The sequence below is a fragment of the Gilliamella sp. LMG 34360 genome (assembly GCF_984568995.1).
The window spans coordinates 1318592-1333857 of sequence record NZ_OZ474900.1; the positions used below are offsets into that span (position 1 = coordinate 1318592).

Consider the following 15266-nt stretch of genomic DNA (forward strand, 5'->3'; position numbering starts at 1 on the left):
ATTATGCTGGATAAAACTAAAATAAGCACAACCTTTTCAGGACTAACAACTTTAATTGAAAAAGGTCAGGTTGCACTTCAAGAAGCCATAATAAAAATACCGCCCAAACCTTTATTTGTATTATTTGCATATGGTGGTAGTGGAGCTTTAGCATTTAAATTGGCTGCTTATTATAAAAAAAGACGATTACAAAAAAAATATCCAGAAGCCGAAATTCGAGTTATTGAAGGGTTTGAGTATTCACCTCAATTTAAGGCAGAATGGACTAGACTATATAATGAACTTACAAAACCAGAAACAGCTAATAAATATTCACTATGGCAAATTCACTATTTTGGTCATGGAGGACCTGAAAAACTTAATTTTAGGGGAGAGGAAGGAGAAAATAAAATAAATTTCAATGAAAATGATAATATGGAGCGTTTACCTTGGCATCCGCATGAGGGTATTTTTGTCTTGCACTCTTGTCGAGGTGGTGCTTATGAAGATACAGGTAATAAATATAAGATTGATAAACAAATTTGTTTAGCTCGAATTATCTCTAAGCAACAAAAAACCCGCTGCTTAGGGCAAACTATCTATGCCAATAACGCTATTGATGCGATAAAAATCGATAATTATTCACCAGATGCAAATCTTTATTCTTTTGCATTTGAGCCAGAAACAACCGCAGAAGAAGATGCGGAAAGATTTAAATACCGACCCAATCGTTTAATTAATAGTTTTTTTTCTTATTATCCAATTGACCGAGTTTTGTGGGGGTATGCTTTGTTGACAGGTGATACTAAGAAAAAATCTTTGGACATGAAAACTAAATATGAAGAGTTAATGTTAGAAGAAGGTATTAAAAATGCTACTTATCCTATTTATGAAGAAATAAAAAAATTAGGTCCTAAAAATCAGATTCTTCCCTGTCGAGTATTCAATAACGGGGTATTAGAAGAACGCATTGTAGAAGTTGACGTTTTTAATCAAAATGATTTGGAGTATATCTAATGAATAAGTCAACTAAAACAAAAAAGACAATACAAAAAAAATTAATAGTTTTTAGTATTTGTTTGATTATCTGCATTTTGATCTGTTATTTTTATAATTTAATAAATTCAGATAATGATTCAATTCAACAGGACAATATAATTATGGACTACACTATTTACCCTTCAACCATTCCTGAAAACCAATTATTACGTATAGAAGAAGCTGAGAGGCTATATAGTCGTGCATTTGACGATCAAGTATTTTATGCTGTCGTTAATCCAGAAGCATTAGTGAAGTTTATCAGACATGCTTGGCAATGGGATAAAAATGCGATGCCCTATTATTATGATCTTATTGTTTGGCAAAAGTATTATGATGATAACAAAAAAGAAAAAGGTATGATTTCATTTTCTGAGTTTATGAAAAAATATCGCGATCAGTTAGTTGATAATACTGGCAAACCGTTAGTTGAACCGGTGGTATTTAAAGATCGTAAAATGCTTAGTTATTTGTCGAATAAATTTGCTGATTTAAAATATCCAAAATTCGCTTACCAAAAGGGTTGGAAATTTAGTCCTTGTGGATACGATAACAATGGGAAACGTTTGCCATGTTCTGATGAGTATCTTGAAGAAAGTATTAAATATCTTAATTATGCTTTGGAAGGAGGTTATCACTGTTATGAGGATTTAACAGCACGAATGCTGTTTCAACAAGGTGCTCATTATAAAGATAAAGAATTTAAAAAAATTAATAAATTAACTGAATATCGTAAATCATCAAAGCCAGAAAGATTAAAACTGGCAATTGATTATGCCGAAATAATGGCTGAGCACAGCTCAATTATTGGTATATTGAGAGTGACTGAAGCCTATTTATATGGTTTAGGGCGTGAGCAAGATCCAGTAAAAGCCTATGCATGGTCACTATTAAGTGATTATGCAAAACAAAAAATTATTGAAATCGATAATAATTTAGCATGGGATTATTATCAGCTTTCTCCAGTTTGGGAATATAATAAGCAAATTCAAACTCGTTTAGAACAAATTCTTACCCCAGTACAAAAACAAGCCGCTCAAAATGAGTTAGCAGAGTTAAAAACTAAAATTATTGATTGGAATTATAATCGTTGGCAAGAGCAAATTGATGATTTTCATCCTAAACCTTAATTTTTTGAAATATGCTCGTTATAAACTTAAAGCTAGCTAATTATAGCCTATTAAGATATTGCAAATTTAAGTGAATGGAATTGAGAGTGAATAATAAAGTGAAACAATCAAAGTTCAAAATATTATTGGTAATCAGCATTATTATGGCTATTGATGGTTATTTTTTATATTTTCATCATTTATCTAAGCAAGACAGAGATTTTGGTTTTGTTGATACAGAAAATATAACTATGGACTATACTATTTATCCTTCAACCATTCCTGAAAACCAATTATTACGTATAGAAGAGGCTAAAGAGCTATATCGTCGAGCATTCGACAATCAACTATATTATGCTGTCAGAGATCCTGATGAGTTAGTAAAACTTATTAAACATGCTTGGCAGTGGGATAAAAATGCAATGCCCTATTATTATGATCTTCTTAATTGGCAAGACTTATATGATGAAAATGGCAAAAAAGAAGGTAAGATGTCATTTACTGAATTTATGAAAAAATATCGCGATCAATTAGTTGATAATACCGGCAAACCGTTAGTTGAACCGGTGGTATTCAAAAATCCGGATATGGATATTTATTTATGGAATGAGTTTGCTGATTTAAAATACCCAAAATTTGCTTTCCAAAAGGGGTGGGAATTTAGTCCGTGTAAAGGTGGTAATAATGAGGAATATATTTCATGCTCTGATGAACAATTAGAAGAGAGTATTAAATATTTCAATTATGCTTTAGAAGGAGGTTATCACTGTTATGAGCATTTGACTGCACGAATGCTGTTTCAACAAGGCGATCATTATAAAGATAAAGAATTCAAAAAAATTAATAAATTAACCGAATATCGTAAATCATTAACACCAGAAGATTTAAAACTGGCAATTGATTATGCCGAAATAATGGCTGAGCACAGCTCAATTATTGGTATATTAAGGGTGACTGAAGCCTATTTATATGGTTTAGGGCGTGAGCAAGATCCAGTAAAAGCCTATGCATGGTCACTATTAAGTGATTATGCAAAACAAAAAATTATTGAAATCGATAATAATTTAGCATGGGATTATTATCAGCTTTCTCCAGTTTGGGAATATAATAAGCAAATTCAAATTCGTTTAGAACAAATTCTTACCCCAGAACAAAAACAAGCCGCTCAAAATGAGTTAGCTGAGTTAAAAACCAAAATTATTGATTGGAATTATAATCGTTGGAAAAGGCAAATTGATGATTTTCATCCTAAACCTTAATTTTTTGAAATATGCTAGGTAATAAACTTAAAGCTAGCTAATTATAACCTATTAGGATATTGCAAATTTAAGTGAATGGAATTGAACGTGAATAATAAAGTGAAACAATCAAAGTTCAAAAGATTATTGGTAATCAGCATTATTATGGCTATTGGTGGTTATTTTTTATATTTTCATCATTTATCTAAGCAAGACAGAGATTTTGGTTTTGTTGATACAGAAAATATAACTATGGACTATACTATTTACCCTTCAACCATTCCTGAAAACCAATTATTACGCATAGAAGAAGCTGAAAAACTATATCGTGGTGCATTTAACGATCAAGTATTTTATGCTGTTGTAGATCCTGAAGACTTAGTTAAATTTATTAAACATGCTTGGCAGTGGGATAAAAATGCAATGCCTTATTATTATGACCTTCTTTATTGGCATGAATTTTATAATGAATATGCGAAAGAAGAAGGTATGATGTCTTTTAAAGAATTTATGAAAAAATATCGCGATCAGTTGGTTGATAATACCGGAAAACCGTTAATTGAACCGGTGGTATTTAAAAATCCGGATATGGATATTTATTTATGGAATGAGTTTGCTGATTTAAAATATCCAAAATTTGCTTACCGAAAGGGTAGGAATTTTAGTCCTTGTGAAAGTGATAATAATGAGAAATATCTTCCATGCTCTGATGAACAATTAGAAGAGAGTATTAAATATTACAATTATGCTTTGGAAGGTGGTTATCACTGTTATGAGGATTTAACAGCACGAATGCTGTTTCAACAAGGATCTCATTATAAAGATAAAAAATATCTAAAAATTAATAAATTAACCGAATATCGTAAATCATTAATACCAGAAAGATTAGAACTGGCAATTGATTATGCCGAAATAATGGCTGAGCACAGCTCAATTATTGGTATATTAAGGGTGACTGAAGCCTATTTATATGGTTTAGGACGTGAGCAAGATCCAGTAAAAGCCTATGCATGGTCACTATTAAGTGATTATGCAAAACAAAAAATTATTGAAATCGATAATAATTTAGCATGGGATTATTATCAGCTTCCCCCAGTTTGGGAATATAATAAGCAAATTCAAACTCGTTTAGAACAAATTCTTACTCCAGAACAAAAACAAGCCGCACAAAATGAGTTAGCAGAGTTAAAAACCAAAATTATTGATTGGAATTATAATCGTTGGCAAAAGCAAATTGATGATTTTCATCCTAAACCTTAATTTTTTGAAATTTTTTATGGAACATTATAATACGTACTAATGTAAGCCCGATCTGGCTGTCATCTATTTCTTTAAATGATGGTCAGATTAAATAGTTTACTTTTTCTTTCCAAGTCATCTTATCAAATAAATTTTTATTACAATTCTATTAAAGCACATTACAATTTACAACCATCGGAAATATTTATAAATTTTTACAATAATTTAGATATTCAATGTCATGTTTTGATGGTAATTATCGTTTATAGACATTGTCATTTTTTATTTCTTAAGATTTCGAAGCAAAAAATACGATAGTGTGACATTTGCTGGTAGAAATTAATTATTATTTATGTTGTTATTTATGTAAGTAATGCATAATATTAATCTAAATAGTTTTAGAAAAGATATTTTTTGATGATAGGAATAGAGATATGATGAAATATAGTTTATTGTTTTTATCGGTTTTAAGTTGTCTGAGCGCTTCTGCTTATGCAAAACCACCTTCAATGTGGGATTCAGCCGAAAGCTGCAAAAGATTAAGTGATTTGACGTTAGATAATGCAAAAGTAGTAAATACTGAGTTAATTGAAGGAAATTTTACGCCACTTTCCAATTTAGCTGATACTCTACGGGGCGCTAAAGCAAAAGAAATCATTGGTTTACCACAGATTTGTCGAGTTGAATTAACTATTGAACCTGCTATTAATGTTGAAGTATGGTTGCCAAGCCAATGGAATCATCGTTTACAATCAATTGGTGGTGGTGGATATGCAGGGTTTATACCATTTGATAAGTTAGCTGTAGCGGCTAAAAATGGTTATGTCACAGCGGCGACCGATACTGGACATGTAGGGAATCTGGTTGATGGTAAATTTGTCTTTAAAGATGGCAAATTACAAACTGATGCGGTAAGAGATTTTGCACATCGTAGTGTACATGAAATGACGATAAAAACTAAACAAGTTATTGAATCATATTACGGTCAAGCTGCAGATTATTCATATTGGAATGGTTGTTCTACAGGTGGGCGTCAAGGACTAATGGAAGCGCAATGGTACCCAACTGATTATGATGGTTTATATATTGCAGCACCAGCAATCTATTGGGATAAATTTGTACCTGCAGAAATATGGCCACAAGTTGTAATGCAAGAAGAGTTAGGTAGACCTATTGGAAGTGATAAGCTAGATAAAGTTAGAAAAGCGATCATTGAATTTGCGGATGAAAAAGATGGCATTAAAGATGGAATAATTAATGACCCAACAACATTAGAAATCAGTGATGATCTACTCAATCAAGCAGGTCTAAATAAAGATGAGATTCGAACATTAAGAAAAATCTGGCAAGGTCCAACAGATCAAAATGGAAAGTCTTTATGGTTTAGTATTGAACCATCCGCTCCACTTGATGTATTAGCTGGTAATGAAGGACCTTTTCCTATACCAGTTGATTATTTGAAGTATTGGATTAAACAAGATCCTGATTTTGATTGGAAAAGTTTAGGATATAAAGGTTATGAAAAGTATTTCAATCAATCAGTCAAAATGTTTGCTCCAATAATGGGAACTGATGATACAGATTTAAGTCAGTTCAAAAAATTAGGTGGAAAAATGATTATTTGGCATGGGTTGGATGATCGTCTTATAGCTCCAAAAGGATCAATTCAATACTATAACGATGTATTGAAAACTATGGGCGGCAAAGAGTATGTAGATAATTTTGCGAAACTTTATTTAGCACCTGGAGTTGATCATTGTAATGGTGGTGATGGCCCAGATAAAATTAATGGTTTTGAAACATTAGTTAATTGGGTTGAGAAAAAACAAACGCCAACAACTCTAATAGCTAAAAAAATAGAAAATGGTCAGGTCACCATGCAACGACCTTTATGTCAATATCCTCAACAAACAATATATACAGGTAACGGTGATACCAATAACCCTGAAAATTTTGTATGTAAATAATTCAGTCACTAGCTAACCTAAATATTGGGTTAGCTAGCTTTTTTATGCTTAAAGCGCTCAGAATTTTCTTTTTTGTTGAAGTTGGTCTTTTATGTGTGCGCAAGTAAGAACTTTTGTTTTTTCTCTCTTTCATTATAAACCTTGAGTTTATAATGAAATGGTATAGACTCCTGAATATTTTTTACATGATATAACTGTTATATATTTAAAAACGCATATAATCTATAAATTTTTGAAGTACTTTAAGGCAAAATCAATCTATAAAATTAGCTCTAAAAAATTATCAATAAATCGCTGGTACTGTCCCTTTTGCTAGATACAAAATTTGATAAATATTTTTTTGTTCGCTAACTGGTTTTTTCTTGAAAAAAGTATACGAAGTATATTGCCATTTGTCGGGATTATAGATGACGACATTGCCAATCTGATCTTGGTGTTTAGTTGTTTTGAAACTAAAATTTTTCAGTTTAGCTTGTACAGGTATAGCGTGATGTTCTTCTAATACATATTTACTGAGAAAAAAGTTATCTTCTAATTCAATTTTTGTCGTAATGCCAATATTAATATTTTGCCAGCCAAATGAGTCAATTATATTGTCAAAATAGCCATCAAAAATAAATTTAGTCATGCCGTTAGTGTGATGCCAAACATACAGCGGGCAATAACTATTGGTTAGATTGTCATTGCCTTGTTCTGAGATTAAATAAGCTTTAAAAAGTAAATCTTCAAAGCCATCCATTTTATAACCATTTTGGTTGACGCGATTTTTTATGATCTGCATATCATAATCGGCAGGTAAAAGAATTTTATATTGCATAGCTTGCATTGTTTTTCCTCCTTTTAATTTTATCGTTAGTTTAATAACTTAATTGAGGTTTGAATAATTCTAATTTATGATTGAGTTATCAAAAAAAATGATAGGTTACTGAGCAAAAATGGATTTTAAAGGATTACATATTTTTAAAACGATTTATGATCTTAAAAGTCTTAATAAAGCGGCTAAAGCGTTGAGCTATACACAATCAAATATAACAGCTCATTTAAAAAAGATTGAACATGAATTGCGAGCAACGTTATTTATTCGTGGTTTTGATGGCGTTAGACCTACCGAAAAGGGGGAACAATTTTATCAATTTACTTTGCAGACGTTAGCGCAGTTTTCACAACTCAAACAATCTTTTAAAGGTAAACATTCTACATTATTAATTTCGGAACTTTTATTTCAGTTTCTGGTTATTGAAACGAAAAAATATTGCCTTGAATCCACAGAAATTATTATTAAACGAACCAGTGATATATCTAATGCAATTCATCATCATTATTATGATGAAGTAATTACTTTTGAAAAATTTAAACATCCTGATTATCTTTTAACAAAAACCGAAAATTTACCGATTGCTTTTTTACAAAGTCAATCAGTTGTGGTGTCCGATCTTTTGCCAATATTTATCAATAATGATGAACATTGCCCATTAAGAGCCAAAACACTTGCTTTAAATTATCCATCCGAAAATCTTATTACGGTTGATTCTTTAAGCCAAATATTAAATCTTGTCGAGAAAGGACAAGGTATAGCATTGTTGCCAATTTTTTTAATGAAAGATAAATTCAAAACCATTAATAATCATTGCGACTTTGTTAAATATTATGGTTATCAACATAATGGCGTTTAATTTTTACTAAAATCGCATTATTTTTGAGATAACTTACTGTGATATTGTCGGCGGTATTCGCTAGGTGAACGTTCGGTTTTTTTTCTAAAAATTCGACAAAAATAGTTACTGTCTTTAAAGCCTGAAGCATGGGCGATCTCTTTTACATTTAAATCATAGTTTTTAAGTAATGATTTGGCATATTCTAAACGGATTTGATTCAAATATTCATTCAGTCCAATCTTTCCTTCACGTTGGAAAAGATGTGATAAGTAATTAGGAGAGATGTAGAACATTTTCGCTAAAAAGTCGCGGGTCACATCTTCCCGAAAATGCGTATCAATATACTGGCGAATCGCTTCAAATAAACTGGTGGTTTTTGAGGCGGTTTCGATATCGGCGTTGAGCAAATCAAGCGTACTACTCAGCAAGCTATGAATAAGAAAATAAGCGGTTTGATTTTGTTCTGACGGTTGATTATGCCAAGTAAGTTCTGCAATTGCTTGAATAATAAAGGCACCAATACGAGGCCCACGTCTTGCAATATTGAGTTGACCTTTAGGAATTATCTGCGTGCCATCCCAATGTAATAAACTTAGACCAATTTGTTGTTTGCCAAATAAAATACTCAAAATGGTAACAGGTTTATGCCACAAAGGTTTATTCCAACTATTAGAGGTCACATAGAGAATATCATTGGCATACAGAGTATTACTGATTTGTTCACCTCTATCATTTGCCCATAATATTTCTTGTTGACCATTGATAATGATCTCTATACGAGGAAAATTAACTTGGTAAGCAAGAACAGGGGCGAGTAGAGCATTATTGGCAAAATATATTTTATTGATACTGTTAATCTTGCTTGTAAATTGTCTCAGTATTTGTTCAATAGATAAATCCATAAAAACGCTCCAACTAAATTAATTTATACTTGCCAAAATTTTTTATATAACCAGTGATTAAACTGCATAATTTGGATTGAGCACATGATGCGCAATAAAAAGTAAGTGTATAGTAGGGGAAAGTAACAATTTATTAGATTAATAATGGAAAAATTATCCTGATTCAATCGCTGTTTTACCATTAGTTTTATAGATGAAATAAAACCACAATTTATCATGTTTTATTTCTATTTTATAGTGTTAATGTTTTCACTATTTAATCGAAAATATACACAACATTACAATTAATGACATTTAAAAATATAAACTTAGCATTGTTTTGATATCTATAGTAATTAACTCTCTTATTTTCTGATTATGTGATCAGACTCTCATTTTTATTTACAGCATACAAAAATCCAGTAAATGACAGATTCGTCTTCTAGGTTTTTGCTTAAATATTCTTTATTATCAAACTATTATTTATGTACTACTTTTTTTATATAAAAATTAATTATCCAAGTTAGGGGGTTCAATATGGAACTATATTTAGATACAGCCGATATTGCGGCAATTAAGCGTTTAGCGCCCGTGTTGCCAATTAATGGGGTAACAACCAACCCAAGTATTGTGGCAAAGTCAGGTAAAAACATTTTTGAGTTGTTAGATGAACTGCAAAATGTGTTAGGTCCCGATAAGTTGCTCTTTGCACAAGTGCTGGCAAGTGATGCAAAAGGGATGATTAAAGAAGCCGAACAACTTAGAGAGGTCGTACCGTCAATTGTGACTAAAATTCCCGTTAATGCACAAGGTTTAATGGCTATTAAAGAGTTAACTCAACAGGGAATTACAACGTTAGGAACAGCAGTCTATGGCGCTGGGCAGGGATTTTTGGCAGCACTTGCTGGAGCAAAATATATAGCTCCCTATGTGAATCGTATTGATGCACAAGGTGGCAACAGCAAAGAAACGGTTTTAGAATTACAAAAATTGCTTGATTTGCATTGCCCTGAATCAGTGGTGTTAGCAGCAAGTTTTAGAACGCCAAGACAAGCATTAGATTGTATGTTAGCGGGTTGTAAAGCCATTACCTTGCCAGTCGATGTGGCAGAATTATTTATCTCTGACCCCGCAGTCGATGCGGCAGTAGCTAAGTTTGATCAAGATTGGTGTAGCGCATTTGGTTCATTAAAATATTAATTTTATCTTCTAGGCTATTTTTTAGGTTAAGTAATATTTTTATTTACATCGGTGAAATCTGTTCCATTAAATTTAAATGGAACAAGTGAGTTTTATTTTTGGACTAAAAAATAGCGTTTTTTTTTGATGTTTTGCTGTATGATAATCCAACATCCAAAGGCAATAATATCCATAAAAAATTTAAGGAGTTAACTAATGATAGATAAACCCCAAAAATCAAAAAAACTTATTGTTAATGCGCTATTGACAGTATTAAAAGTTGAGAAGATTTCACCGAGCTTTATACGTGTGCAGTTTAGTAGTAATAAACCGTTTAATGTTGATTCTGCGTGGGTTTGTCCTCATGTTAAATTGCTTTTTCCTGAGCCTATTACTGGTGAAATTTTATTTCCTAAACTAGACGAAGATAATAAGATTGTGGTAAGTGATAAAGTTCGTCAATTGGCACGCAGTTATAGTGTACGTGAATTTGATAGTGTGACTAATCAGTTGTTTATTGATTTTGCGATTCATGAAAATGGGTTGGCTACAGTTTGGTCAAGACACGCTAAAGTTGGTGATCAGATTGGTTTAGTCGGTTCTGCCGGTAAACTGTCGTTCACCGATAATTGTTTGGTGTTGATGGGGGATATTTCAGCTGCACCAGCAATCTGTTATACGCTTGAACATTTACCTGAAAAACAAAAAGTTTATGCGTTTATTCTGGTTAATCATCCTAAAGATATTGTGCCACTACCAGATAATGAAAATGTGCAAGTTAGTTGGTTAATTCAAGATAATACAAAACCTAATCAATTGGTCGATGTAGTAATAAATACTGAATTTGCCGAACAAGATAAACTTATGTTTTGGGGCGGAATGGAAAGTTCATTAGCTCAACAATTACGACGAGCACTGAAAGATAAATATACTCAGCTCGCACCAGAAGCGATTCATATTACGAGCTATTGGCGTGAGGGGTTTGCTGAAGGTGAGTTTAAACATCGTGACTAATCAGTTATACTTGATTTTATGAATATTTTAGCGCATCTACATTTAGCTTCGCTAGTTAGTAGTTCATTAATTGGCAATACGGTAGCGGATTTTGTTAAAGGTGATCCTTATTTAACTTATCCTAACGATATTGCTGATGGAATTATGCTACATCGCAAAATCGATAGCATGACCGATAATCTGCCAGAAGTGAAACAAGCGAAATTATTGTTTCGCCAAACACATCGGCGTGTGGCGTCAATTGCATTGGATATCGTGTGGGATCACTTTTTATCAAAACAGTGGTTGACCTTTGGCGTTATGGGAACGGTTAGCGAATTTAATCAATATACCAAACAGCAAATTCAACCTTTTATTACTCAATATCCTATTGATTATCAAAATTTTATGCAAGCTATGTGGCAAGGTGAGTGGCTAGAAAACTATGCCTCAATTGATTTTGTTGAAAAGGTATTAAATGGTATGGCAAAAAGGAGACCCAAACTCTTTTTATTAAAAGAAAACATCATCGATATTCGGCAAAATTATTCTGAGTTAAAAGCATTATTTGCTGTTTTATATCCTAAGATACGCACAGCAGTGCTCTTGTCCAAATTTACTTTATAAAGATTTTAACTACCGGTATTAAGTCAGTTTAGAAACTTAACCCGATAGTTAAAGATGATTTCTTAATGATTAATTAGGAATAATCAGTTCGCCATTTTCTTTCTTGATGATATTGTTACTGTTAGGCGATTGTAATATAGGTACTAAATTTTGGGCAGTAGCATCGGGTGTAAATGCAATTTTTCCTGCACGGGGCTTAGCATCAATGACTTGGCTTTCTGGTAATGTTGCATTATTGGTCAAATTAGCCCATAACCATTCCATCGCATCTTCACCATAATAATCAATTGAGACGAGCGAATTATCAAATGGAGGTTTTCCTTCTAAATAACTACTATTTTTTACCTCAATGTAACGTAATTGTGAATTGTTACCTTCTACTTGACTGTTTAAGGCCACATAAGCGCGGGAAGTATAATCTGGTAGTTGTTTTACATTGTTGCGACCATGGATGATAAATGTCTTAATTCCATTTAAATTGGCTGAAGAGATAACTTGTTTCATACCTAACTCAACTCGAGGATCTTTTAATTTGTTATATAAACAAATTGCTCCTTTGCTGTTATAGTCAATTTGATCTTTATTATCGGAACTTGAATAGAAATCTCTTCTTGGCGAATAGATGTCTTTATCATTTACGAGAGCCAACATGGTTGATTCATCTCCTAGCCATATCGGTAGTTGTCCATTTGCCAATCCCCATAGTTTCTGGAAATCTGTCTCTGATAAAGGTTCAACTTTACCCATATAAAGTACAGGATTTTTTTGAGTGCTCGCGACCGAATAATTACACATTTTTTCCGTAACGTCATAATGGCCATAGGCACTAATATATTGATAAGGTAAACCTATTGTTTCTTTAAAATAAAAATAAGGGAGCTGCCTTTCCATTTCTTGAGTCCAGCCATATTGTCGTAATTTTTCAAGTGCTTCTTTTGGAGTTCCATAAATTAATAATTTTGCCTTTTTTAATGCATTACAACGATTTTGTGCATAAGTATAATTATCAGCAAAAGGTATATTGATATCTTTATTATTTCTAATAATCGCTGGAACGGCGCAAGGTATATATAGTGATGCATAAGTACTATATTCCGCTATTGAAAGATATTCAATTTTTGCTGGTGGTTTTTCACCGACTTTTACAGTTACAGGTATTGTTTCAGAGTAAGGTGCGATTTGTGGGTTAACTGCAACAATCCCTTTTATTATATTATTTTTATCTAACTCTCCAGCTTTTAGAGCGGCTCCTCCACCATCAGTTGCACCATAAACCAATACTAACGTATTATCTTTATCAAATATAACCTCTTTAGTAGGAGAAAATTGAGTGTTGATTTGGTAAAAAGCAAACTCAATGGATTTTAAAACAAATTCGCCCCAACGCTCTTCAGAATTCTGTTTTGAGTGCAGTTGTTTTATTGCATAGCGATTAGGGTAGTTATTTACATAGCGTTTTCTATTTTCTATTTTTGGTTTAAACAGTAAATTGTCTGTTTGTACCTTGCCATTGATCGCATAACCACGTTGATTGGTTATATCATAAATACCATTCCCTAAACCCTTATCATTATAAACGACTGCACAGTTATGACGAAGTCCCCATAGTCCTCGAATTTGTACATCATATGCATTAAATAACCCATCAGAATCAGTTGATGGCACTGCAACAATACATGGTTTATTTTTATCAAAATCCAATGGAATTTGTACTAATAACCCCACACTTTCATCGTTATTTTTAAAGGTTGCTAATATTTCAGTACCTGCTATTTTGCCATCAAACAGCGGTGTAAGATTTTTTCTTTGAAAACCAAAAAGTGATCCTTCTCCTGTCTTGATATCAATAAAACGATTCAATTTTAGTTGTCTAAGTTCTTGTGGGGTTGGTTTGGCAGGGTCAGCAATGGTTGGTTTAATCATGAGTGTTGATAAAGGTGAGAATCCCAAACCTGCTGTTACTAGGTCATCGGTATCACCGTTATAGTAAATCGAACTTTCTATTGTTATTCCGGCTGGATACTGGATGAGATTCATCTCTTCGCGAGATATACTTAATCTTGAATCACTTTTAGCTTGAACGGCAAAAGGAATGATAGCGGTGGTAAAACATATTAACGATACCAATGCTTTTATTTTTATATTTTTAATTCTCATTGTACGTATTTCCTTTCTTAACAACCAAATTATTTTAGATAGAACGATTAAGATATTATTTTGGTTATTTTAAACAAAATAATCTAAATTTTTAACTTGGTGAATAAATATTATATTTTATTTTTTTGATTATTGGGTAGATTAAGAACACAAAGTGTCCAAAATGCCGCAATGATCCTTTCGGACAATCGTCTTTTTTGCACGCAAATGCCTACATCAAAGGGTTCCATTAAATTGGTTGACCATTCGGTTATTCGCTCTCTGATTCTTTCAGGACTGTTTTCCATTACAACTTTAGGTAACAATGCTACGCCACATCCTAATGCGACCATAGATACGATTGCTTCGTGCCCAGCTACAGTGGCATAAATTTTTGGACTGGTTATTTTTTGTTGTTTAAACCAAAGATCAATTCGGTGTCGACTTGGTCCATGTTCAGGTAAAATAAAAGGGATATTATGCCAATCAGGCTGTTTTTGATGAAGTTTATCACTAAATGAACTGTTAAGTTTTGGTATTAATAGTACCATTTCAATTTCACCAAATTTTAAGAATTCAACGCCGGCTGGTAATTGTTTAGGTTTACCGGCAATGGCTAAATCAGCAAGGTTTGATTGTACTTTCTCAACGGCATCGGCCGCATCGCCTGTGGAGAGCTTAATTTCAATCTGAGGATAATTTATACGGAATCTATCAAGTATTTCAGGTAGATGGCTATAAGCAGCGGTAACCGAGCAAAAAAGGGTAAGTTCACCGACTAATTGCTGATCTGATTGATCTAAATCTTGTCTTACTTGTTGATGTAGATTCACAACTTGTTGAGCAAAGCGCTTTACTTTTTCACCTTCCGATGTAATTTGTACTTGGCGATTATCTCGAATAAATAGAGTGTGACCAAAATGCTCTTCCATTCGTTGGATCTGTCTGGATAACGTTGATGGACTTACGTGCATAGCATCGGCTGTCATTCCAAAATGACAAGTTTCACATAAATGTAAATACAACTTTAGATCACGGATATTCATAACAAGTTCCATTTTTATACTGAAACGTTAGTGTAATCTGAAACTTCTTGTCAAAAAGACAAATAACAGCTAACAATATTTAATGTAAACATTATGCATAGATACACAAATAAGGCAAATAGCATCGTTTATAACTTCAATGGCAAAACAGTTAGATACCTGTTAAAATACGCGATTAT

General features: G+C 32.6%; 13 protein-coding genes. 9 read left to right on the forward strand and 4 right to left on the reverse strand.

Features of this window, described 5'->3' with window-relative positions; all coding sequences use genetic code 11:
* The first annotated feature begins 3 nt into the window (after positions 1-3).
* The 5 genes from AC5LW9_RS05935 (at position 4) to AC5LW9_RS05955 (ending at position 6570) form a co-directional block, all read left to right on the forward strand.
* Positions 4-996, forward strand: a complete 993-nt coding sequence (locus tag AC5LW9_RS05935) for a hypothetical protein (RefSeq protein WP_493456499.1) — start codon at positions 4-6, stop codon at positions 994-996.
* Positions 997-1139: 143 nt separating this feature from the next.
* Positions 1140-2147, forward strand: a complete 1008-nt coding sequence (locus AC5LW9_RS05940) for a hypothetical protein (protein WP_493456500.1) — start codon at positions 1140-1142, stop codon at positions 2145-2147.
* Between the two features lie 86 nt (positions 2148-2233).
* Positions 2234-3385: a hypothetical protein gene (locus AC5LW9_RS05945; RefSeq protein WP_493456501.1), complete on the forward strand. Its 1152-nt coding sequence runs from the start codon at positions 2234-2236 to the stop codon at positions 3383-3385.
* An 87-nt stretch (positions 3386-3472) separates the two neighbouring features.
* On the forward strand, positions 3473-4624 hold the full coding sequence (locus AC5LW9_RS05950) for a hypothetical protein (RefSeq protein ID WP_493456502.1): 1152 nt from the start codon (positions 3473-3475) through the stop codon (positions 4622-4624).
* Positions 4625-5037: 413 nt separating this feature from the next.
* Positions 5038-6570: a tannase/feruloyl esterase family alpha/beta hydrolase gene (locus tag AC5LW9_RS05955; RefSeq protein ID WP_493456503.1), complete on the forward strand. Its 1533-nt coding sequence runs from the start codon at positions 5038-5040 to the stop codon at positions 6568-6570.
* A gap of 283 nt (positions 6571-6853) precedes the next feature.
* Here AC5LW9_RS05955 and AC5LW9_RS05960 read toward each other — a convergent pair whose 3' ends face one another.
* Entirely contained in the window at positions 6854-7396 is a 543-nt protein-coding gene (locus AC5LW9_RS05960; RefSeq protein ID WP_086327750.1) for a DUF4865 family protein, read from the reverse strand.
* A 109-nt stretch (positions 7397-7505) separates the two neighbouring features.
* Between AC5LW9_RS05960 and AC5LW9_RS05965 the strand changes: the two genes are divergently transcribed.
* Positions 7506-8243: a LysR family transcriptional regulator gene (locus tag AC5LW9_RS05965; protein WP_198228720.1), complete on the forward strand. Its 738-nt coding sequence runs from the start codon at positions 7506-7508 to the stop codon at positions 8241-8243.
* A gap of 17 nt (positions 8244-8260) precedes the next feature.
* Here the strand turns inward: AC5LW9_RS05965 and AC5LW9_RS05970 are convergent, their stop codons facing one another.
* A complete protein-coding gene (locus AC5LW9_RS05970; protein WP_198228719.1) occupies positions 8261-9127 on the reverse strand; it encodes a helix-turn-helix transcriptional regulator in 867 nt (288 codons plus the stop codon).
* A gap of 516 nt (positions 9128-9643) precedes the next feature.
* On the opposite strand from AC5LW9_RS05970, the gene fsa reads away from it, so the two are divergent.
* The 3 genes from fsa to AC5LW9_RS05985 all read left to right on the forward strand — a co-directional run bounded on the left by fsa (position 9644) and on the right by AC5LW9_RS05985 (position 11905).
* A complete protein-coding gene (gene fsa, locus AC5LW9_RS05975) occupies positions 9644-10306 on the forward strand; it encodes a fructose-6-phosphate aldolase (protein WP_086327077.1) in 663 nt (220 codons plus the stop codon).
* A 195-nt stretch (positions 10307-10501) separates the two neighbouring features.
* Positions 10502-11299 (forward strand): siderophore-interacting protein, encoded by a 798-nt coding sequence (locus AC5LW9_RS05980; protein WP_493456504.1) that lies wholly within the window; start codon positions 10502-10504, stop codon positions 11297-11299.
* Between the two features lie 18 nt (positions 11300-11317).
* The gene (locus tag AC5LW9_RS05985; protein ID WP_198236859.1) at positions 11318-11905 is read left to right on the forward strand and encodes an acyl carrier protein phosphodiesterase; all 588 of its coding nucleotides are present in this window, start codon (positions 11318-11320) and stop codon (positions 11903-11905) included.
* 69 nt (positions 11906-11974) lie between these two features.
* Here AC5LW9_RS05985 and AC5LW9_RS05990 read toward each other — a convergent pair whose 3' ends face one another.
* A complete protein-coding gene (locus tag AC5LW9_RS05990) occupies positions 11975-14062 on the reverse strand; it encodes a 3-hydroxybutyrate oligomer hydrolase family protein (protein WP_493456505.1) in 2088 nt (695 codons plus the stop codon).
* 110 nt (positions 14063-14172) lie between these two features.
* Positions 14173-15087 (reverse strand): HTH-type transcriptional activator IlvY, encoded by a 915-nt coding sequence (gene ilvY / locus AC5LW9_RS05995; RefSeq protein ID WP_493455300.1) that lies wholly within the window; start codon positions 15085-15087, stop codon positions 14173-14175.
* Positions 15088-15266: the final 179 nt, after the last annotated feature.

What these genes read in the sequence shown, in the direction of transcription:
- AC5LW9_RS05965 (WP_198228720.1), top strand. Translation starts at nt 7,506, where the DNA reads ATGGATTTTAAAGGATTACATATTTTTAAAACGATTTATGATCTTAAA.
- AC5LW9_RS05940 (WP_493456500.1), top strand. Translation starts at nt 1,140, where the DNA reads ATGGACTACACTATTTACCCTTCAACCATTCCTGAAAACCAATTATTA.
- AC5LW9_RS05970 (WP_198228719.1), bottom strand. Translation starts at nt 9,127, where the DNA reads ATGGATTTATCTATTGAACAAATACTGAGACAATTTACAAGCAAGATT.
- AC5LW9_RS05985 (WP_198236859.1), top strand. Translation starts at nt 11,318, where the DNA reads ATGAATATTTTAGCGCATCTACATTTAGCTTCGCTAGTTAGTAGTTCA.
- ilvY (WP_493455300.1), bottom strand. Translation starts at nt 15,087, where the DNA reads ATGAATATCCGTGATCTAAAGTTGTATTTACATTTATGTGAAACTTGT.
- AC5LW9_RS05935 (WP_493456499.1), top strand. Translation starts at nt 4, where the DNA reads ATGCTGGATAAAACTAAAATAAGCACAACCTTTTCAGGACTAACAACT.
- AC5LW9_RS05960 (WP_086327750.1), bottom strand. Translation starts at nt 7,396, where the DNA reads ATGCAAGCTATGCAATATAAAATTCTTTTACCTGCCGATTATGATATG.
- AC5LW9_RS05990 (WP_493456505.1), bottom strand. Translation starts at nt 14,062, where the DNA reads ATGAGAATTAAAAATATAAAAATAAAAGCATTGGTATCGTTAATATGT.
- AC5LW9_RS05955 (WP_493456503.1), top strand. Translation starts at nt 5,038, where the DNA reads ATGATGAAATATAGTTTATTGTTTTTATCGGTTTTAAGTTGTCTGAGC.
- fsa (WP_086327077.1), top strand. Translation starts at nt 9,644, where the DNA reads ATGGAACTATATTTAGATACAGCCGATATTGCGGCAATTAAGCGTTTA.
- AC5LW9_RS05980 (WP_493456504.1), top strand. Translation starts at nt 10,502, where the DNA reads ATGATAGATAAACCCCAAAAATCAAAAAAACTTATTGTTAATGCGCTA.